8 protein-coding genes and 1 pseudogene are annotated in these 22,870 nt (G+C 64.4%); all 9 read right to left on the bottom strand.

Annotation, left to right across the window (positions count from 1 at the left end):
• Positions 1–56: 56 nt before the first annotated feature.
• The 9 genes and pseudogenes from AB4N42_RS16445 to gspK all read right to left on the bottom strand — a co-directional run bounded on the left by AB4N42_RS16445 (position 57) and on the right by gspK (position 22,854).
• Positions 57–647: a transposase gene (locus AB4N42_RS16445; protein ID WP_198796775.1), complete on the bottom strand. Its 591-nt coding sequence runs from the start codon at positions 645–647 to the stop codon at positions 57–59.
• A 252-nt stretch (positions 648–899) separates the two neighbouring features.
• Positions 900–13,415, bottom strand: a pseudogene (locus AB4N42_RS16440) (filamentous haemagglutinin family protein).
• 202 nt (positions 13,416–13,617) lie between these two features.
• Entirely contained in the window at positions 13,618–14,850 is a 1,233-nt protein-coding gene (locus AB4N42_RS16435) for a substrate-binding domain-containing protein (protein ID WP_198796773.1), read from the bottom strand.
• 339 nt (positions 14,851–15,189) lie between these two features.
• Positions 15,190–16,401 carry a type II secretion system inner membrane protein GspF gene (gene gspF, locus AB4N42_RS16430; protein WP_407683222.1) on the bottom strand — a complete coding sequence of 404 codons (1,212 nt, stop codon included), beginning with the start codon at positions 16,399–16,401 and terminating at the stop codon, positions 15,190–15,192.
• Positions 16,401–17,843, bottom strand: a complete 1,443-nt coding sequence (gene gspE / locus AB4N42_RS16425) for a type II secretion system ATPase GspE (protein ID WP_198796771.1) — start codon at positions 17,841–17,843, stop codon at positions 16,401–16,403. Before gspE ends, gspF begins: the two co-directional genes overlap by 1 nt.
• The gene (gene gspD, locus AB4N42_RS16420; protein ID WP_460115004.1) at positions 17,840–20,206 is read right to left on the bottom strand and encodes a type II secretion system secretin GspD; all 2,367 of its coding nucleotides are present in this window, start codon (positions 20,204–20,206) and stop codon (positions 17,840–17,842) included. Before gspD ends, gspE begins: the two co-directional genes overlap by 4 nt.
• The gene (gene gspM / locus AB4N42_RS16415) at positions 20,203–20,757 is read right to left on the bottom strand and encodes a type II secretion system protein GspM (protein ID WP_323155778.1); all 555 of its coding nucleotides are present in this window, start codon (positions 20,755–20,757) and stop codon (positions 20,203–20,205) included. Before gspM ends, gspD begins: the two co-directional genes overlap by 4 nt.
• Entirely contained in the window at positions 20,750–21,913 is a 1,164-nt protein-coding gene (gene gspL / locus AB4N42_RS16410; RefSeq protein ID WP_460115003.1) for a type II secretion system protein GspL, read from the bottom strand. Before gspL ends, gspM begins: the two co-directional genes overlap by 8 nt.
• Positions 21,910–22,854 (bottom strand): type II secretion system minor pseudopilin GspK, encoded by a 945-nt coding sequence (gspK, locus tag AB4N42_RS16405; protein ID WP_460116399.1) that lies wholly within the window; start codon positions 22,852–22,854, stop codon positions 21,910–21,912. The genes gspL and gspK overlap by 4 nt, the downstream gene beginning before the upstream one ends.
• Between the last annotated feature and the right edge of the window lie 16 nt (positions 22,855–22,870).

Below are 22,870 nucleotides of genomic sequence, written 5' to 3'. Positions count from 1 at the left end.
GCCAAGCCGCGCGCTGCCAGGCCCGCAGCGTTGGCAGCGTGTTGTCCTGTGACGGTTTATTTGTGTTTCGAATGCCTGGACAGCCAGGTGTGCAACAAGGCGAAGTTCAACGAGAATTCCGGCATGTGCATCAAGTCGCCGCAGAACACTTCGCTGACGATGCGCTCGAGCAATTTCGCCGCGTGAGGGCTATCCAGCAGTTCGCCGATATCCCGCACGAAGACGGCGAACGTCCAGACCCGCTGGTTCAGCTCGAGGCCGACAAACCAGCGGAACAGCAAGTTGTAATTGAGCTGCTCGTACAGCTGCTTTTCGCTGGGCAGCGAGTACAACAGTTGGAGCAACAAGGCGAGCATCAACGCCGGCACCGGCACCTGAATCTGATGTTCCCGTGCCCATTGCTGCAGGGGTTCGGAGGAGGCCTCCAGCAGTTCTTCGATTTGTGGGCGCAACATGACCAGGGAATGGCCAGGCGGCACGTAGCTGGACAACTCCTTCAAGGCGCTCTGCCAGTCGTCCTGGGACACGATCCACACCCAGGGTGCGCCGTAGCGATAAACCGAAACCGGCTTCTTGCGTGCAGCCTCGACGATCTTCGACAGGCGCTGGTCCAGCTCCTGCATGCCCACTTTCGAGTAACTTTCCATAGACCCCATAGCCCCTGTCACACCTGGCATCCAGCGCGAAATAGCGCAAAAAAAGTTGTCCGGGCGTCCCTGCCAAAAGCTTCTTTTATGAACGGCAATCCAGTGCCGTTGCCCTTTCACACAACCTTGACCGAGGCAACCGGCCACTACCGAACTTTTGTCATCGAATCTTCATGAACGGCTACGGACAGCGCCCGCGCCCATAAAAAAGGGCGACAGTTGCCTGTCGCCCTCGGGCCTTGATCACAATGCTTACAGCGTCAGGTTGCGGCGCTCCTCGGGGGTCAATTGATTGCGCGCCTGGTCGTCCAACCGTCCAGCCCCCAATACCCGCACGCTGTTGCTCGGTTCCTGGGCCGGCGCACGGCTGGCGCCTTCCTGGGACGGCGCCAGACGTTCGTTGCCGAAGCCCAGTACCTGCACGCTGAACACCGATGGCATACGGTTGCGCGAGGCGGCCTGTTGTTCGCGCGCGACGCCTTCCGCGGCATCGCTCGCGGACGCTGCGGCGGAGCTGGCGTTGGTCAGTGCGCCAGTGTTGACCACCGCGCTGACCGGCACGCCGTTGGACTTGCCTTGCACCTGGATGTTGGCGGCGTTCACTACATGCAACGCGGCAATGTTGATGTTGCCCGAGACCCGGATGCCCGCCTCTCCCGCGTCGATGGTGCCGAGCGGCGCGAGCAGGTCGATGTCGCCCGGCGCGACCTCGGCGATGGGGTTGAGGGTGGCAATGCCGGCGCCAGTGCTCGGCACCGACGGTGACAGGGTGACGTTGCCCCAGTCGTCGTAGACGCGCTTGGGCGGCGTGTACACCAAGGTGGTTTTCGAGCCGCGACCGGCGTTGATATCCCCGGTCGCCGACCAGGCGAGAATGTCGCCGCCGAAGGTGGTCATGATCCGGCTTTGTCCCAGCAACACGCTGCCGTTGCTGAACAACTGGATGTCACCGGTGCCTTGGGTGATGACCCCGGCACTGGACGGCGGGGCCTCGCCTTCGATACCGAACACCTGCTGCCCGCCGGGCGTCAGCATCTGGATATCGCCGCCGAAGTTGGTGTGCACCCCGGCGCCGCCGAACATCGTGATGTCGCCCTGGTAAGCCAAGGCGTTGCCGGCCACGTCATGGGTGGGAAACAGCGCGGCGATGGCGTTGCGACCGCGCAGGTAGCTGCCGGAACGCGGGCTGCTGGCATCGTTGTACTCGCGGCCACCGGCACGCAGCTCAGCGAAGTACACCTGGCGGGCAAACACCCGTTGTTGTTCGGACGGCAATGCCGCGAAGTAGGCCTGTGCCTGCTCGGTATCGCCGTCGAAGCCGTACCGCAATGCCAGCCACGCCGCCAGCTCGACCTCATAAGTCTTCGCCACCTTGCCCGGCTGTTGGGCCAGGCCGGCACCGGCGTCCGCCAAGTTGGCCGGGTCCAGGTATTGCCGCACGAAGCCCAGGTAATCCGGCCCGGCGGCGCCTACACCGGCTTGCATCACGATGCTTGCGCCGGGGCGATTGTCACCGGCTTTCACCGGACCGAGGCTGGTCACGGCGGCCTGGTCTTCCATCAGGATATTGCGCCCGGCGCTGATCTCCAGCGTACCGGGGCCGGCAACGTTGAAGGTGCTGTAGAGGATGTCGCGGCCGGCGGAGACAATGGAGATGTCGGTGGGGTCGTCGTGGACGAACAGGTTGCCGGTGCTGGTGGGCCCGGTTTCGAACTGCGTCAGTAAAGTGCCCGCAATGTCACCACTGTTGACGATATCCCGCCCCGCCATGATCCAGGCGGGACTGGCGGCCTCGTACCAGGTCTCGCCGCCCCTGCGACCGGCACTGAAGGCAATCAGCTCGCCCGTGCGCAACCCAACGATATCGCCCCTGACGGCGTAGAAGCGTACCGGCTGGTCCGCGCCTCGATAATCTCCGCCAGACCCTGTACCGCCGAACGCGAACAAGCCCATTCCGATGCTGCTGAGTAGCGAAGGGTTCGCACTCGCTCCTTCCAGGTCGCCGTGTAGCACACCCGATCGGTCCTTGTAATAGAACGCAGGATGGTCCGGAGTTGCCAGGCTGCTTGCTGAAGCATTGGTCGGTGATATTGCGTAGCCTCCCGCATAAATCGAATCCCCAGCGAGAAACTCCAGCTGCGCCTGGTTTCCAGGCGCCAGGATCAAGGAATAGGGGGTCACAAAGCCCCCTACCCCACGTGATGAGGGCCCGTAATACAGGCTGCCTGAGGGCGCGGCTACCCGCAAAATCGACGGATAGACGAAACGCCCGTCGGTCGGTGAATAGTCCATACCGCCACGAGGCGTGGCGATATTGACGCCAGTCGAAAGCTCTGCGCCTTGGGTCGAAGGCGTAAGGTTCCCTCCAGCGGCAAACAGATCGATAGACGTATGGTCAGTCCACAGGCTGAACCAGGAATATCCGGGGCCTCTGGCCCCGCCGCCCAGGTCCACCGACTGGGCGGCTCGTGTCGGCGCACGGCCCGGGTCCACTGCGGCGCCAAGCACGAGATCGCCACGGGCATCCAGACTGGCGGTGGCATCGCCGGGTACCAGCAACAGTCCACCGGTCGCGCTGGCCATCGTTGCATCGTATGGGTTGTAGGCACGGATCTCTCGGGGGTCCTGCGAAACCTTGTCCGGACCGTTGATCAATTCCATGCCGCCGAACGAACCGGCACTGGCCCTCAGCGAACCCCGCAAGTTCGTCAGGCTGCCATTCATGTCATGGCGCGAATCAACCGGCTGGCCAGCTAAGTCGAGAAACGCCCTAGCCTCCAGTGAAGGGTTGAGCGCGCCGCCGATTGCCAGCGACAGGTCACCGCCACCCGTGAACTTCAATTGACCGTCCACCATGCGCCCGGTCGAGCCGACCGCCAGGACTATCCCCTGACTGCGACTGGCGCCCTGCTCGCCTCGCTCCCCACGGGGGGCCAACATGCCCGCATCTCCCGCGACTCGCACATCCACGTTGCCGCCGCCCAAGGTACCGATACCGGTGAAACCGTTCAGTACCGGATCGGTGCCATGGGGCACATAGGTGCCGAAATTGATCCACCAGGCCGTAGGCGTACCGTCACCATCGCCTTGGCGCCACAACCAATTCCCAACCCCCGAGCTCTCTATCTGCGGTGCGTCTTCGGTCACGAGAGTACTTTGTTTTCTGCCGACTATGTCACCGGCCAAATCGCCGCCCACCGACAGCAGCAGGTTGCCGCCATGGTCTGGATACCATGCGCGATATCGGCTGTCTGCGCCGCCATCCACCAAGCGTTCATAAGGGCTGTCACCGTTCCCCAGGATCGAGTCAGTCGGCAGGCCGGCGTTGTTCACCGAGACGCCTCGCGCAAGGTTGTACGCCGCCGAGTCGGCCAGGCTCAAGGACGACATGCCCGCGGTATAAATGCCAAACAGCGATTGCATGCTGAAATCACCTGCGCTGACCAGGTCCAGATCACCTGTACCGGTACGAAGCACACTGAAGCTGCTGGTGCCCACCACGTAGGTGTAAACGCTCCCACCGACGCATAACCCCGGCGCCTGGGCACAGAATTCGTCCTCCGACATACCGTACAGGTCCGCCAACTCCGCCACTGGCCGACCGGCATAGGTCAGGTCACCGAAATAGTCGAGCGAGGCTTGCTCGGTCAACGTCCGCCCCGCCGCGACGCAGAGCCCTGGCGCCTGCCCGCAGAACTCGTCGACGCTCATGCCGTAAAGGTCAGCCAACTCCGCCACGGGTCGCCCGGAGTAGCTCAAGTCACCAAAATAGTCGAGCGAGGCTTGATCGGTCAGCACCTGGCCTCCCGCCTTCGCCAGCATTCCATAGTGAGTATCGGCCACGGTAAAGCGCCCATGCTCGGCATACGGATTGACCAGGCGGGTATCAGCGGCTTGCAAATCAGCGCCCGCTACGGCACGTAGCGACCAGGACTGCGAACCCTCGGCCAACATGGGCGCGATTGCCCAGTTGTGGCCCTTGCCATCGCCGCCGCGCAGATTGATCTTGTCCACGCCTTCGGCCAGCTTCACGTCGGTGCCTGCGGGTATCAGCGCGCCCAAGGGCAACAGCAACGCGCCCGCCTGAACCACGGTGCTTGGGCTATGAACTGTCACCGAACTTGCCGGGCGGCTGGGCAAAGCCACGCCTTTTGGCCAGACCAATCCGGTCAAGGCGGTATCGCCGATCAACACCGAACCACTCCCGAGGATCATCCCTTGCGCCACGGTCAGGTCGGCGGTCAGGCGCGTACCGGCGGCATACGCCACACGGCCGTCGCGGTAACGGATATTGGCCGCCAACACCGTGCCGGCAGGCAGTGAAATCGCCTCGGCCAACTCACCGTCCACCGGCAGGCGCGTGCCTGCGGCCAGAGTGATGGCTTGCAACGGCAGGTCGTAGTTGAGGATGACGCCGGAGAGGAACGTCGTGCCGTCCTGCAATTCAATGCCCGCGCGGGGCACGATCACATCGCCGTTGAACATTTGCTTGCCGGGCGTCAGCACCCAGCCATCGTCGTCCGGTGTTTCTGGCGGCGGCGCGAAACCATCGTTAATGCTGCCAAGCACGGTCAGGTCGCCCCCGGCGCGCAGTACCAGGCTGCCGACTTCGCCGGAACCGTATACAGACGTTTGGGGTGTCAGCGGATTGAGGCTGGCGTAGCGATAGCCGGACAAGTCCAGGTCGCCCTGCACCACCAGGTCACCGTCGGCGGTGGCACTGACGATTTCGACGCCGGGGCGCAGGTGGAACGCGTTGCGGTACGTCGCATTGTTCAGGCCGGCCAGCTTACCGTCGCGCAAGGCGTCGTTTTTCAAGGCGTTGTCGATGAAGGCCCGGTTTTCGCGGTCGATGTCGTTGAGGTAGTCCTGATTGATGATCTGATACGGCCTGCCGCTGGCCGCCGGATCGCTGCCGTAGTGGGCATTGTCGTAACGCTGCACACCATTGAGCGCTATCAGCTTGGCGCCCTGGATATTCAGGTTGCCGCTGGCGTCGATGGCGATATCGTCGGCAGTCGCCCCGCCCAGGCGAGGAGCGTTCAGTTCCAGGGTGCCGCGGGCCTTGCCGTCGTGGCCGGTCTTGGCGGCAGTGCCGTGACGCAAATCGATCCGAGCGCCGTCGGCCAAGGTCAGCAGGCCATCACCGGAACTGAGCTCGACCATGGCGCGGTTCGGCGAATCGATAATCTGGCCGTAGCTGTCGACCCGGAGCACGCTGCCATGGGCGTCGAGCATGGCGTTGCCGCCAACGGTCAAGCCTTGCTTGCCCGCCAGGCGAATGGACCCCACGCGCTCGCCACTGGCGTCCACGGTGCCGTTGACTGTCAGCTTGCCGCCGTCCACCGACACGCTGATCACGCCGGCCTTGAGCCCATCGCCGATCACCAAGTCACCCTGCTTGAGCTGGAAGCTGCGGCCGCCGAAGACCTGGCCCTGGTTCAGGCGTTGGTTGAGGGCGGCGAAATCCTCGCTCAGGCTTGCGTCACCCAGGCGTTGGGCGCGGATGTCCACGCTGCCGGCCTTGTAGGGCACGGCGGTGCCGCCCGCATCGTAGTAGCCGCTGCTGCTGCCAAGAACAGTGCCCGCCAGGTCGACCTTGCCGGCGGCCGCCGCCAATGCGGTGGCCTTGAGGCTCCCGGCCTGGTTGTTCACGGCGGAGAGATCGATCACCGAGCCGGCGGCCTGGCGGATATTGCCGTTGCGGCTTTCGAGGATCAGGTCACCGCCCCAGCTGTACTTGTTGACATCGTTGAAGGTGACTTTGCGTCCGGCCAGGTCGAGGCGCGCGGCATCGGTGAGGGTCAATTCATCCTCGGCGCTGAGGGTCAGCTTGCCGCTGGGCAGCACCACGTTGCCTTCGACCCGCACATTCTTGCCGTTCAACGCCAGCTCGGCGCCCAAGCTGTCGGCGCTGGCCACCGGCAGGCGACTGCCCGCCGGCGCGCTGACGCGGATATTGCCGCCTGCGGTGATCCGGTTGACCGACCCGGCCTCGCCGGTCATCAACGGCGTGAGGATGTTCAGGTTGCCGCCGCTGTACTGGAAACCTTTACCGGTGATGTATTCGCCCTGGCTCTGGTAAACCGACAAGCCTCCCTTATGGTTGGCGGTGATGCGTTCGCTGGCGTTGAGATTGACGTTGGCGAATCCCAGGGCCAGGCGGTCATAGGCCTTGGCCACCTTGGACTCGGTGGCTGGGGCATAACCAAACTCGATGCGTTGGGCATCGATCTGCAGGTTGCCCGTGCCGGTGCCCGCGCCGCCGGCCACGATGCTGCCAGCCTCGTTTTGCACGCCATTCCAGATCAGGTTACCGGTGCGAATCAGCGCCGTTTCATTGGCATTGCCTTTGCCGTAGATCGCTGGAGTGCCAAGCACCAATTCCTTGAGCCGCGACTTGCCAGTCACCGCGTCAAAGGTATCGAGGCTGGCGTTGCCATAGAAATTCAGTGAATCGCGCGCACCCAGCACCAGGGTTTCGAGCGCCGGCGCGCCAGCGCTGGTATCGCCCAGCAACAGGCGGTCGAGCACCTGCTGGTTGAGTGTCAGGCCGCTGGGCAACAGATTGCGTGACGCCAGGTCGGCCAGGGTCTCGGCGCTGCCAACGTTGATGCCGCCAACCGCCAGGGTCAGGTTACGGGTACCGAAGCGTACGGCATCCGTCAGCTCGAAGCGATTGTCCGTGGCCGAGGCGATGGTGCCTTCGGAATACAGGCGAGTGGTGCCGGTGCAAACGCCGTCGCACACGCCGATGCGGATACTGCCAGGTGCGCTGTCCGGCCTTTGCGGGTTGGGTGCGGAAGGCGCCAACATGTTCACGTAGCCATTAGAGACGGCGAGCACGCTGTTGCGACCGGGGTTGTAGAGATAGCCATCGCGCGAGTCACGCGCCACGGCGCCCATGCCCAGCGTATTGATCGACGCGCCCTGCTCCACGGTGATGCCGCCATTGGGACTCGACGTCACCAGGAACACTTCCGGCGCCCGCAGGGTCGCACCGCTGCGCAGGGTGATATTTTGGGTTCGGGAGGCGCTGCCGTTGCCATCACTGAATTCAAGGAAGTTACCGCCCTGGCCATAGCGGGCCAAGGCGTAACCGCCAATGAACAGGCTGCTGGCGCCGATGGCATTCACCGCATCGTCGGTCAGGGTTACAACGTCCAATCCAGAACTGACCGCCTCTCCTGCCTTGATGATCTCCAGGTTCCCGGCCCTGACCAAGGTGAGTGCGGTGGTGCTGCCGCGACCATCTTTGGCTGCTTTGCTCAGCAGTTTCCCGGCAAAACTGAAGCTCGGTTGGTCACTCTGGTTGCGCTCGAACGTAACGTTGAACGCCTTGGCATCCCGGGGCAGCAACACGGAGGGCACGCCCAGGCGCGCCGCGTCGGCCAGGGCGAACTGGCTGAAGCTGGTCTCGTTGTACTGCGAATAGCGGCGCAGCGTATCCGCCGCGGTGACGATGACCTGGCTCGCCAGGCTGTCGCGTACGCCGGTGCCGGCAATACCCAGCGTGCCGGCCGTTGCCCAGGAGCCGTTACGCATGGCCTGGGTCGGCACCACCCCACCCTGCCCGGCCAGGCCGTTGACCTCGATGCGAAACGCACCCGGCAGCAGCGCGTAGGTCGAGGGCAGCAAGGTATAGGTGCCGGCCGGCAAGCCGGGTACAGCCGGCACCGAGGGTAATCTGCTGGCCGACCAAGGGGGCGACGGCGCCGGCTTCACCACCCGCGGGCGCATAGCCGGTCTGTACGCCAGGAACGATAGCGTAGACCGGGTTGCTGCTCAGTGCCGGTAACAGGAAACCGTCCGGACCGAACTGCACCAAGGGGTTGAAGCGCGCGTCAGTGGAGCCGCCACGCCCCGAGATGAACCCGGCGCCGGTCAATTCACCCCCACCGGACACGTCCACAACGGCTCCCGCCGCAACGTCGATGGTCTCGCCCACCAGATCGATCTTTCCCGGCACGCCATTGAGGGCTGGCCGCAGCAGGCTCTTGTCGAGCGTCACGCCATCGAACACGTAGGACTTGCCATCCGCTGTTCCGCCATAGGGCATGACGAGCCCCGCGCCGCTGACGGAGGTCAGGCTGCCGGGCAGCATGTTCACATCGCTGCCGGGACGGGACGCGGTCTCCAGTGCCGTCTGGCCAATGATCAGGTTGCCCAATGGCGCTCGCAGAATGCCGCCCTGGTTGATGACATCCGCTTCAAGCCGCAACTCGCCGAACGCGGAATAAGGCACCGAGGGAATCGCCGAGCCGTTGCGGCCTATGTCCATGCGCTTGGCGGTCAGCGTCCCTTGCACGCCGGTGCCGGGATAGATCTGCGCGGCGGTGAGGCCCAGGACGCCGGGGGTGCGAAGTAACATTTTATGATCGGCCTGGCTGCTCGCCATCCGAATGTCACCCTGGCTGTTCAACTGCAAATCCGCAAAACCACGACGATCGACGTTTCGAACTTCGCCCTGGGCCATCGTCAGCGTTCCGCTGCCGCCGATCCTCACCGCGTCGCGAACCTCAAGCAACCCGGTCGCTGACACCAACAACTGCCCTGCGGCAGGTCGTGCCGAAGGCGCCAGCCCTATGCCGGTGCTGCTGTTGTCAGCCCCGGCGGTCGTATTATCTTGCGCGCCGGCCAAGCGCACATAGTTACCGCGCAGTTTGACCACCGAGTCCGCCGCCGCTGTCTCCGCCATGCCGTACGCACCCGCGTAGAGCTGAAGCGCATTGGCCATCGTCAAGTTGACATTGCCATCGAAGGTCAGCAGACCGGTACTGAAGAGGGACAACGTATCAAAGCCGCCGGCCTCGACCTGATCCACCGCAAGCCGTGCATAGCCGTGCTCCAGCAGGGAGGCGCCCTGCTCTGGCGCGCTCCCGGCCGTGATACCCGTCGCGGAATGGTGCTGCTCGATAATCAGTTCGCGAGTCTTGCGCTGGTTGTCCGGCAAATCCGAGCTGTTCAAATAAACCGTCGCCCCGAGCCCGACCGACAAGCTTCCGCCCGCCGCTCCGGCACCATGCGGCGGCAGCCTTGAACTGACCGTCCAGGTAAAGCCCACTGGTCGAGCCAAAACTGATGTCGCCGCCGTGGCTGGCAACCACTCGGCGTTGCCCCGCGTCATCCAGCACCGCCTGGGCACCCGAAGCATCGAGCAACGCGCCTTCGCGCACCACGATGAATTTGCCGATACCGCCGCCGTCGCCCGTCGCATGGTCGATTTCACCACCGATGACGATACTTCCGCCGTTACGCACGAACCCGTATTGGGTCCCCCTGGTACCCGTGGCGGTGGCGGCGCGAGCGGCTACGTCCAGGACCGCGTTCTCGCCGATCCAGATCGACTTGAAGTTGTCACTGGGCGGTATGACCGCCGCTTGCGGCCCAGGCGCGGAGCCGACAGTGATCGAGCCGCCCCAGGCATTCAAGGTGCCGTCCACGGTGATCTGGCCAATACCCGTCAAGCGGATCGCTTGTCCGGGGTCGACATTCAACACCGCCGACTTGCCCACCAGCAGGTCAGCCGTGGCGACATTCGCCGCGCCGGTTTGCTGGCTGCCGGCTTGCAAGGACAGGCTGGCACCCTGGCGCTGGGTCAGCACGCCCTTGCTGGCGTCCTCGACGTACAGCGGTGGCGTCCAGGTTTCCAGCGCGCTGCCCAATGCACCACCGGTGGCGACCCCAGGCGCGCCAGCGCCTTGGCGATAAACCGGCAGGGTGACATCGACCCGGGTGCCCTCGGCAACCTCAAGGCCGTCGTTGCCGATGATGTCGTAGGCGGAAAAGCCTTTTTTGAAGAAGCCGCCATCGAGCAGCAAGGTACCGGCCGCCGCGGAGGTCGCGGTGTCGCTGATCAGGACTTTACCGGCCTGCAATTGCAAGGTGCCGCCGCCCTTCACACCCTGGCCCCGCAATTCGCCCCCCAGGCTCAATCCGCCGTTCAGGCTACTCAGGGTTACATCGCCCCCTTTGCCGCCCTGCACCTTGCCCGAGTTGAGCAACACCGCTCCGGAAGAAACGTCCAGCACGCTGCCGGCGCCCAGCGCGATGGCGCCGCCGGTTTTCAGGGCGATGCTGCCGCCGTTCTGGTAAGGCAAGGCGCTGATATCGCCAGGGTCCAGTTGTAGATTGCTCCACAGCCCGCTGGCATCCAGACGCACCCCGTCAGCCACCCTGACCGAGGACGCGCCGACAACCGGCATCGTGCCGTCGACCTGGACGAAATCCCTGCCTACCTGAATGGCACCAGCGTGGGCAGTAAGATTGGCATTCACGGCCACCGTCGGGCCAAACAGGCTGATGGAACCGGCCGGAGCCACCTGCAACGCACCGTTGACTGTGACGCCTTCGCTCGCAGCGACCTTGACGGCACCGAGCTTGAAGCCGTTGAGCTGGTTGCTGTCCAGGTACAACGTGCCCTGGCGATCCGTCGGCAAGGCACCGTCCAGACCGACGCTACCGGCAACGCCCGCCGCGTCTTGGCCGAAAATCACGTTCTTCAAAGTATTGGCCGTGGCGCCAAGGGCATATTCCACAGTACCGCTTTCCTTTACGTAGAACGGCACGTACGAGCCGACCACCAACTGCCCGCCACGGGCCACGGCTTTCTGCGACTGCTGGTAGCCATCCAGGCCAGCCTGGGCGGCGCGGGTCTGGCGGTCACCCTGGAAGGTATCGCTGGCGAGCGTGCCTTCGAGCACCGCGTTTTTAGTCCCGATCACCAGGGTGCTCGGCATCGCGGCCGACCGTGTAGCCGGCCTCCTGGCGCGAACGTGGAGCAATCAAGGGATTGTAGTAATACTTCGTTTGCCCCCAGCGCTGGGTGTGGTCTTCGTATCCCTTGTAGATCCCGGTGTAGAGCATGTCCCCAGGCGCACTGTTGAGTTCATACAAGCGGCCATCGGCGCCCTTGAGCCAGGTCTGCTTGACGGTGCCGCTCTGCACATCCAGCGTGCCGCCGGACAGATTGATCTGCGAGCCGGCTTGGGTCACCACATCATTACCGGTAAAACTCACGGTGCCGCCCTGGGCCATCCATTCGCCAGCGCTGTGGCCCTGGGTGCCGAGGTAGCCGCTGACTTCCAGCAGACCACCGGCGGTGTACCAGCGATCAGTGGCGTAGCCGTTGGTGCCGGCGGGTACGAACACCAGCTCACGCGCATCCACCCACACGTCGTTGTTGTTCAACGTACCTTCATCCCGGTTGCCGGCGGCATCGCGCTGCTCGTTGCCCTGGATGTTGACCTTGATGCTGTTGGCTTCCATCGCCACCTTGACGCCGGTGGCGCCGGAGACGTCGATCACCGCACCGTCACGCACCAGGCTGCGGGTGCCGGCGTTCACCGCCACCTGACCGCCCGTGGCGAGGGTGATCGATCCCTTCTGGAAATCGACGCTGCCAGCGCTGTCGATCTGCACCAGGGACAGGTCTCGGCGATAGGTGTCCGCTGGAATGACTTTGCCGTCCTGGCTGACGATCGGTTTCAAGGCACTGTCGCGTTGGCTGTCCAGGGCCGTAGCGCTGGCATCCACCAGAATCGCCGTGGTACTGCCCTCGCCCAGGGTTACGTTGGCATCGCTGCCTCGCGCCGTGAGGTGCAGCGTGCCACGGGTGTCCGCCGAGGTGCTGGCCAGGGCCACGCCGTTCTGCCGCACCTGGTTGCCGGTCAGGGTCACGTCGCCGTTGGCGGCCATCAACAGCCCGGTGTTGCTTACAGTCCCGGCGCCGCTGGTGCCATCCTGATGGGCGGTGACTTCATTGCCGCGGGTGGTTGACGTCGAGTTGCCGTCGCTGGCGAAGCCTTTCTTGATGGTGAAACGGTCACCGGCCGCCAACACGGTTTGTCCACGCTCGGTACTGATGGTGCCGGCGTTGTCGACACTTTTGCCCAGCAACAAGACATAGCCGCCCCCGGCAGTCGATTTGCTCGGGGCTGTCGTGGAAATCTGCGCGCCCTTCTCCACCCGGATCGCGCCTTGGGCGTTGGTAAAGCTCGCCGCGTTGGCGTTGTAGAGGCCACCGGTCTTGAACTGTTCGTCGCTGAAATCCGTAGCGGCCGCCACCAGGTTACGCACGTTGACCTGGCTGCTGCCGCTGAACACCACGCCGTTGCTGTTGAGGATCATCACCGTGCCGTCGGCCTTGATCTGGCCCTGGATCTGGCTCGGCGCGGTGCTGTTGTTGACCTTGTTCAACGCCGCCCAATTGGCGTCCTGTTGAAACGCCAGGGTGGTGTCACGGCCAATGTTGAACGTGTCCCAGTTAAGGATCGCCTTGTCGGCGGTCTGCTTGATCGTCACGATAACCTTGCCATTGGCGTCGGTCTGTACCGGACCGTTGGCGTTGAGAAACAACGGCTTGCCATCCGGCCCGATCACTGCGTTCAAGCCATTGCCGCCCAAACCGTTATGAATGGTTTGCGGCGCGCCGAAACTGGCCGCACGCCCTGCCGCCTGGGCAGCCTGGCTGGCCGCAATCGCCGCCACCGTGCTGTTCATGTTCGCCAGCGAACGGCCCAACTGCTGCTGCACCCGTTGCTGCTGCGCCAGCGGTGGAGGCGTTCCAGGGCGAGGCGCGCTGGGGCTGGCCGGGCCTGCGACAGGTGCCGCGCCCTTGGCCGCGAACCAGGCCGAACTGAAACTGGTCGCTGCGTAGGCGGGATTGGCCAGCAGCAGCAAGGCGATGGCCTGGGCCAAGGGTTTGAGGCACAGCACAGCAGCGGAATCAGTGTTACGGCGAGTGACTTTCTGGGGGCGGCAACGCATCACTACGGATCCTTTTTACGCAGGGCGAATTCGATAGCGCCCTCTGGACGAGGCGCGCAAATGACTAATCCCAAGGCAGGTTGAAGCCGTCGCGACCGAACTTTTGTCACGCAATGTTCATCTGTCGGGCGGTTGGCTGAAATGAAAAACCGGCAACAGCGCGAGGCTGTTGCCGGTTCATGAAGCAGACCCTGATCAACGCTTATTGCGGACGACCAATGCCGTTGCAGGCGGTGGTGTTACCCACCGACAGCGAGTTGGTAGCGGTCCAGAAAGTGCTGCGAATGGCCGTTTTCCAAGTGTCGGTGATAGGAATCAGCTTGGCGGCGATGATTTCATCGTCGTTGTTGTTGGCATCGGACAGGGTGTAGTGGCGGCTGATGAAGTCACGTACGGCCGCGGTATCGGTGCTGTCCTTGTAGCATTGGTTGAACACCAGGAAGGTGTAGCCGACGATGCTGTAGCCCGTCGCCGGGTTAGGCAGGACCTTGGCCCAGTTTTCCGGCAGGCCACGATCAGCGGTGGCGGGCGGCGCAATGGTGCTCAGCGCGGTCGTCACGTTGCCGACGGTAGGCAGGTTGCCGTTGACGCGAGCGACCACGGCGTTGCTGGTGGCGTTGACATCTTCCGGCCCGACGTAGCCGATGGCGCCTTCGGTGGACAACACGGTGCTGGCCATCGCGGCGCTGCCAGTCACGGCAGTGGCGTTCGCCGGAACGGTGCCGACCGCCGTGGTGAAGGTACCGTTGGTGGTGAACTTGGTCGGGCACTGACTGTTCAGGTGACGGGTGAAGATCTCGCTGGTGCCGCTGCTGCCAGCACGGTAGTAGACCTTGATCGGGGTGGTCGGGTAGGTGCTGTTGACCTGGTTCCAAGTGGTGACGGTGCCCGAGAAAATGTCGCACAGTTGGGCGCTGGTCAGGTTCAGGTTGTTGACCGCGGTACCGTTGGCCAGCGTCAACTTATACGGAACGGTCACCGAAGTGGCTTCGGCAGGAATCTGGATGATCGGACCCCAGTTGGCAGCGTTGCCGGTTGGCACGGCTGGCGACTGGTGAGCGGCGCGATAGGTGGTCAGTTCGGCAGTGGACAGAATCGAATCACTGCCGGCGTAGTCAACGGTCACGGCCGGAACGTAGACCTTTTCCAGGGCAGTTGCGGAGTTGCCGTCGAGGTTCCAGACCAGCACGTCCGAGTTGTTGGTCAGAAAAGCAGTCTTGCCGCCACCGCTGCCCACACCCACGTAGTTGTCGAAGGCCGGTTGTGGCGCTGGACCGTTGAGGATGCCGACGGGCGCTGCGACGCCACCAGTCGGTGGCACGCCGTACAGGTTTTGCGGCAGGGTGGCACCGCCACCGACGACAGCGGCCATGGCCTGGGCAGAGCAAAGGCCGGCGACGGCCATGGAAACGGCGAGAACGTTGCGCTTGAACATGAAGAATCTCCTTTCATCGTGTCTGGACGTTGGTAGTTCGCTTGTGCTTCTCATCGCGACCGCTGCCCCGAGCGGACTTCCGGCGCTCGTTCGAAGGGGTGGCCACGGCGTAGAAACTCTCAATTTCCAGTGACAGAGAAAGGAAAAAAACTCGGGTGTTCGACCTTGTTTTTCCTAAATATTCTCGGGAGTTACCGACACTTTCCTGACATTTTGCTCAGTTTTAGCAGCGCGAGCGTGAGACCGTGGCATGCCCTCCCCCGTGCGCCGTAGCCTGGCGCAGCGTAGATGTCGAACGGATGAACCCGAGTGGCGCTCAGGAGTGGGCTCGCGCAGGTGTCATTGCACCAGCTGATTGATCTCGATGATCGGTAGCAACACGGCCATGACGATGGTCAACACCACCCCGCCCATGATCACGATCATCAGCGGCTCCAGGAGTGCCGTCATGCCCATGGCCCGGCGCTCGATGTCGCGCGACAAGGTTTGCGCGGCGCGCTCGAGCATGGGCGGCAAGGCCCCGGTTTTTTCACCGCTGGCGATCAGGTGAATCAGGATGGGCGGGAACACCTTGCCGACCCGCAGTGCATTGGCGAGGCCCACGCCTTCGCGCACCCGCAAGGTGGCGTCGGCCACGCAATGGGCCAGGCGATCATTGGCCAGGGTCTGCCCGGCGGCATCCAGGGCGCGCAACAGCGGCACGCCAGCGCTGCCAAGAATCGCCAGGGTCGAGGCGAAACGCGCGGTATTGACCCCCAGCACGAAGCGGCCGATCAGCGGCAGCCGCAGCACCCGGCTATGCCAGGCCAGGCGTGCGTCGGCGTTACGCAAATAGCGCCGCCATCCCCACCAGCATCCGGCAAGCCCGGCAAAGCAGGCCCAACCCCAGGCGCGCAGGAAGTCGCTGGCCTGCAACATCACCCGGGTCAGGGTGGGCAAGTCCTGGCGCGCCTGGGAAAAAGCGCTGACCACCTGTGGCACCACGAAACCCAGCAGGAAGATGACGATGACAATCGACACCACGCCCACCACCGCTGGGTAGATGAAGGCCGTGAGGATCTTGCCCCGCAGGTTGTTGCGCTCTTCGATGTAGTCGGCCAGGCGCTCCATCACCTGGGCGAGATCGCCAGACTCCTCGCCAGCGGCAATCATCGCCCGGTAGATCTCGGGAAAATCCCGTGGTCGCGCGGCCAACGCATCGGCCAGGCGCATGCCGTTGCGCACATCGCCGCGCACCGCGCCGAGGGTTTCGGCGATGTGGCGTTTCTCGGCCTGGTCGACGGTAGCCGACAGGGCCGCTTCCAGCGGCAGACTGGCGCCCAACAGGCTCGCCAATTGACGGGTAGCCCAGGCCAGGTCGCTGTCCGACAATTTTGCGCTGAACAGGCCCGAGGCACCGGCGCTGCCGACGTGCAACTGCTCGTCGATGCGCAACGGCGTCAGCCCACGGCCGCGCAGTTCGCCCATCGCACTGCGCTGGCTATCGGCCTCAAGCACGCCTTGCTCGATGTTCCCCGAGGCATCGGCGGCCTCGAAACGGTAGCGGTTCATCAGGCGTCCCGGGTCACGCGCAGGATTTCTTCGCGGGCGGTGGAGCCACTGCTCACCCAGCGTTCGCCGTCCTCGCGCATGCTCAACATGCCGGCCTGTCGCGCACAGGTGCGCAAGGCCTGCTCGCCTTCACCCTGATGGATCAACCGCCGCACTTCATCGTCCACCACGAAGAGTTCGTGGATACCGGTACGGCCGCTGTAACCGGTATGGTTGCAGCGCGGGCAACCATGAGGACGCCATTGGCCCGGCGCGGCTTCGTCAGGCTGTTTGCACGCCGGACACAGGCGACGCACCAGGCGTTGCGCCAGGACGCCGAGCAATGACGACGCCAACAGGAACGGCTCGACGCCGATGTCGGTCAGCCGCGTCACCGCCGACACCGCATCGTTGGTATGCAAGGTCGCCAACACCAGGTGTCCGGTCAGCGAGGCCTGGACCGCGATCTGCGCGGTCTCCTGATCGCGGATTTCACCGATCATGATCACGTCCGGGTCCTGGCGCAGGATTGCCCGCAGCGCCAGGCCGAAGCTCATGTCGATCCGCGTGTTGACCTGGATCTGGCTGATGCCCGGCAAGTCGTATTCCACCGGGTCTTCCACCGTCAGGATATTGCTGGTGCTGGCATCCAGGCGGGCCAGGGCGGCATACAGCGTGGTGGTCTTGCCGCTGCCGGTGGGGCCGGTGACCAGCACGATGCCGTGGGGTTGGCGGATAAGTTGATCCAGTTGGCTCAGCACCGCGGGCGCCATGCCCAGGGTTTCCAATTGCAGGCGCCCGGCCTGTTTGTCCAGCAGGCGCATCACCACCCGCTCGCCGTGGCCGGTGGGCACGGTGGACACCCGCACATCGATGGGCCGTCCGGCAACACGCAGGGCGATGCGGCCGTCCTGGGGCAAGCGTTTTTCGGCGATGTCCAATTGCGCCATGATCTTGATCCGCGACACCAGCGCCGCGTGCAGGGCCTTGCGCGGCGCGACCACGTCCCGCAGGGCTCCGTCGACGCGATAACGCACCACGGAATGGCTTTCGAACGGTTCGATATGAATATCGCTGGCCTCATCCCGTGCGGCCTGGGTCAGCAATGCGTTGATCATGCGGATGACCGGGGCGCCACCTTCGCTGTCCAGCAAATCGGTGACTTCCGGGATGTCCTGCATCAGGCGATCAAGGTCGACTTCGTTTTCCGCCGCGCCGACGATCGCCGCGGCGCTGCCGGTGTCGGCATAAGCGCTGGTCAACAGCGCTTCGAGCTCTTCGTCGCGTATCCGTTGCAACGCAGTGGGACCATAACGCCGGCGTACCTCGTTGATGGCCCAGCCCGGCGTCGCGGCACTGACCAGCAATACGTTGCCCTCCTCGCCGGCCTTGAGGAGGAGCCGCTGCGCCTTGGCCCACGCATAGGGCAACGCGCCCGCACCGGTTTGCAGGGAGGGGCTCATGGCTGCCCACCTGGTTCCAGCGGCACGGCGCGCATCGCTCGGGGTGGCTGATTGAGCGGTATCGGCTGGCGGGGTGACGGATTGAGCGGCATCGCCTGGGCGGCCGGCGGCAACTGCGGTGCTTGCATATCGGTGAGCGGCCATTTGTGCGCTGGCTGCAGATTGCCCTGGGCACGGCGGATAAAATCGTAGCGATTGAGGGTAATGCTGCGGCCGACGTTACTGTCGCGAATGATGTAGGGCCGCAGGAAGACCATCAGGTTGGTCTTGGTCCGCGAGCGGCTGTCGCTGCGAAACAGCGCGCCAATGCCCGGGATGCTGCCCAGCCCCGGAATCGCGTCGGAGCTTTCGGTAAAGCCATCTTGCAACAAGCCACCCAACACCATGATTTGTCCGTCGTCGAGCAGGATGCTGGTGTCGATGGCGCGCTTGTTGGTCACCGTGCCGGCGTCGCTGGAGGCGCGCGGGTCCACGCTGCTGACTTCCTGGTAGATGTCCAGCTTGACCGTGCCACCCTCGGAAATCTGCGGGCGCACGTTCAGGCGCAGCCCGACTTCCTCGCGCTCGATGGTCTGGAACGGGTTGTTGCTGTTGCCGCCGCCGTTGGTCACGTAGTTGCCGGTGACGAAGGGGATGGTCTGGCCCACGAAAATGCTCGCCGCTTCGTTGTCCAGCGTCAGCAGGTTGGGCGTGGACAACACGTTGGTTCCGCCCTTGCTTTTCAGGGCGCGGGCCAGCACCTTCAAATCGAGCACCTGGCCGATGCCGGGAATATTCACCGTGCCCGACACCTTGCCGATGCTCAGGCCTCCGGGCAGTGCATCAATGCTGTTCCTGGCCGAGGTATTGATGCCAGCACCGCCCAGGTTGGCGCCACCGATCCAGCCGTTGCCCGCCAGATCGCCAGCTTGCCACTGGATGCCGAACGCACTCGCATCGTCTTCGCTGACCTCGACGATCAGGCTTTCGATCACCACCTGGGCGCGGCGCTGGTCGAGCAGATCGATGACTTCGCGCAGGTTGCGATACAGCGGGTCGGGCGCGGAAATCAACAAGGTGTTGGTGGTGGTATCGGCCTGCACGGTGACGCCGTTGGCGGAAAACGCCACTGCGCCTTCGCCTGCCTGATGGCTGCCCTGGCCGCTCGACATCTGCAGGCCTGCACTCTGCCCATTGTTGGTTTGCGAACTGCTGCCGGTAGTGCTCGACGAATTATTGCCGTTTCCGCTCGTACTGCTGCCCGCCGGGCCACCCAGGCCACCGCCGTTCAACAGGTTCCGTGCGCTGTCGGTGGACGCACCGGCCATTTCCCCTTCACCGGTGAGCAAGCCGCGCAAGGCTTGCGCCAGCTTGTTGGCCTGGGCGTTGCGCAGGTACACCACGTGGAGATTGCTCGGGTTGTTCTGGGCATTGTCGAGCTTGTAGATCAGCTGCCGGGCCAGCTCGGTGCGTTCGGGGCTGCCGGTGCGCAGGATGATGCTGTTGGATCGTGGGTCACCGATCACCGACACCTTTTGCGTCGCATCGGCGCCCTGCACGTCGAGCAACTCGGACACCATCGTCGCAATGTCGACGGCAATACCGTTCTGCACGGGCACCACATCGGTGTCGATGGCGCCGGGTATGTCGATGTTGGCGATGATCTGCGCCACCCGGTTGAGGTTTTCCGCATAGTCGGTGACCACCACCGTGTTATTGCCGGGGTAGGCATTGATGGGGTTGTTGGCCGATACGATGGGCCGCAGTGCCGGGATCAGGTTGACGGCGTTTTCGTATTGCAAGCGAAAGGTCCGGGTGATCATGCCGTTGCCCGCCGCGCGATCGGCATCCCCCACCGGCCCGCCCAGCAACTTGGCGTCGGCTTCCGGGACCACCTGGCTGACGCCTTCCACTTCGACCACGGCAAAACCCTGCATGCGCAGGGCCGCGAGCAACATGTCATAGGCCGTGCGGGCCGGCACCTCGCCTTCGGACACCAGGGTCAACTGGCCTTTGACACGTGGGTCCACCAGGAACTGGCGACCGGTGGCGCGGGACAGCGCACGCACCACGGCGGGAATATCGGCCTCGACGAAATTCAACTGCACCGGTTGATTGCCCAGTCCGTTGCCAGTCGGGCCAGCATCGAGCGGACGGAGGTTCGGGCGCGACGATGCCTTGCGCGTGACCTGGCGTCGTTGCTCTGCCTGTGCCTGCACGCGCTGGCGCTCGACCAGCGCGTCACCGCTGCCGGTCTGTGCGAGCGGCTGGCCCAGCTCACTTTGAGCGGGAATGGGCTGCGCCTGCTCGCTGCCCAATTGGCTACAGGCACTGAGCAACAGCGCCAAGGGAATTGTTGACGCATACGTACCAAACCGCTTCATGAGGATTCCTTAGCGCCGGGCGCCTGTTCCATGCCAACGACCCCGGAAATCCGCGCGGCCGTCTCAGTGCTTTGCGAGGTTGCCCGTTGCAAATGAGCGTCGCGCACCTGCAGGCCGAGCCTCGGTGCGTCGTCCAATAACCAGTTCAACAAGGCATCGGCGGGCGCGTTGTCGAGGGTCAGCCGCCAGGTTGTGGCGTCGGCCTCGACCCGGTGCTCCAGGTCGTAGGCGCCGGCCAGGCCGATGCCATCCAAACGCTCTTTCACAAGCTGTGGCGTGATCGCGCCGGGCACCACGCCGGCGCCCTGCACCTCGGCCAGCACCCCATCCAGCGCTGCCGCCTGGGAACGCAGGCGCGGCAGTTCGGCTTGCCAATGGTCGATGCGTTGCAGTGGCGGCTGGATCAGGCCGTACCACAGCACCACCACGGGCAACACCAGCGCGGCAATCCGCAGGATGCGTTTATCCCGGGCGCTACTGCGTTGCCAGAACTGCTGAGCGCTGGCTCGCTGCGCCTGCCAGCGGGCGCGGTAACGTGCCAGGCTATTCATCCGTGCCTCCCGCAACGGGCGCTGCCCTGGCGTCCGCGGGCAAACGCTTCAGCGTCCATTGCCCATTGGCGAGATCGGCCACGATGCCCGCTTGCGCCAGGCTGGTTTGCCAGTTGCTATCGGCGGGTGGCTTGCGGGCAGGCGTGCGCGGGGTCAGGTGCAATTCGCTGCCGTCGAAGTCGAGTTTGTCGACCGCGCCCGCCATGAACGGCAACTGCCCAGCCGCCTGCTGCACCAAGGCGGCGAAGCTGACCGGACCTTCGGCCAGCGCCCCATTGCGCCGGGCATCGCGTTGCTGGCGAGCCTGCTGCAAGGGATTGAGGATCACCGGCAGTTCAGGAAAAGCCTGCTGGACCCGGCTGGTCATCTGTCCCTTGATTGCCTGGCCCTCGCCGGCCAACCGCACCGCGTACAGGTTGAGGCCCAGGGTCCAGATCAACGCCGCCACCGCGCAACAGCCGACCGCGCGGCCCCAGCGCCGATTCCCCCGCACGTTTTGTTCGATCCCGTTCAGTAGATTCCAGGCGGGAACCGGACCGAGCCAGCGCTGCTCGTCCGGCCATGAATCGACGGATTCCGGCCCCTCGCCGACCCAACGCACCGTCCGTTCGCGCAACTGTTCGGCGCCTTCCTGCATCATGGGATGCACCCAGGCGCGCTGGATATCCTCACGGACCAGCAAATGACCTTCCACGCTTGCCGCCGTGCATGTGCCCGGCTCAGCCAGCGGCAGAAAACAAGGCGCCGCGTACACACCACGCGGCTGCAACTTGAGCCCCTGCAACAATTGCAAAAGACCCAACAGGGCCGCACGCTCGAACCAAGCCAGTTGAACCTGGCCGCCCGCATCACGAGGCCCGTGCACCAGGTGCACGGTATCGTCGCAGCCCAGCAGGAGGTTGTCTGCCGCACAGCGCACGGCATCGCCAAGGCGCGCCGGTGGAAGTGGCGGCAATTCGATGCAGGCAAGCAACGTGTCTTGAGGATGCAAGCAGAGCTCCATGGCTTTGCCTTGGGCCGCGCCGCTCAGCTCGAGCAGGGGTTGCCTCCCCTGTTCGACCAGCGCGCCCTTGCGATCGAGCCAGGCGAAGTCCAACGGGCTGTCGGCCGTCAACTGGGCCAGCGGCGCCAGCGCTATCCGTAGCAAGGTGCTCATGCGCCCACCCGCGACCAGACCACTTGCGGCCTGCGCTGCTCGCTGCGATAAAACAACGCTTCGACGCCGAAGCGGCGCTGTTCGACCGTGGCCTGCCCCCGCAATAGAAACCACTCGCTGGTAATGCCCAGGCGCAGCTGCTCGGTGCTCATCTGCGGCACGCGCAAGCGGTTGAGGAAATCCCCGCTGTTGATGAACCACTGGCCGCGGTCACGCTCGGTAATCAGCGCCTGCGCCTGCGCCACGCTCATGCCGGGCACTCGCGCGGCCAAGACCTGGGCCGTGGTGGTATTGCCATTCACCCAAGTGGGCGCCGGCAGCACCGTGACATAGGGGCGCAGGCGCTCAAGGGCCGCGAGGTCGATCCCGGGCAGGCCGGCCAGGTCATCGAGACCGCGCAACATCGGCCGGGTGGCGGGCAGCGGCTGGCTTTCGGCGTCCGGCGATGTCAGGCGACCGCTGTCGAACCCGGGTGCCGCGCTGGAGGCTGGCGGCGGTGGACGCAAGCGCTTGGGGTAGGCCTCCACCACGCGTTGGACGATACGGTTGCCCTGGGCCACGGGCACGCCCAGCTCGGCGCACAGGCGTTCGAATACGGCGACTTCCAGTGTGTCGAGTTGGCCGTCGAGGATCAGGTTGCGCAGGTTGAACTTGCTTTGCTCATCGCTGATATGGCCGTCGAACACCCCGCTTTCAGCGTCCAGGCGCACCCCACGCAAGGGCTGCGCCCACGCCTGGTCCAAACGCGTCATGGGCTCGCGCAAGCGTTGCTGCCAGAGCGCCTGGCGGGTCCATTCCAATACGCCATTGGACAGCCAGGCACCCCGCACCCGCTGGCTTTCGCTTTCCACGCTGCGAGTCACCTGGACCTGTCGGGCGATCATGCCAGCGGCGATCACCGCGACCACGGTCGCCACCAGCAAGGCGCTGATCACCGCCATGCCACGCTGGGCTGAG

The sequence above is a fragment of the Pseudomonas sp. H2_D02 genome (assembly GCF_054677635.1).
Note: the sequence above shows the minus strand (reverse complement) of the source record. Positions and strands in the feature narration are given on the sequence as shown.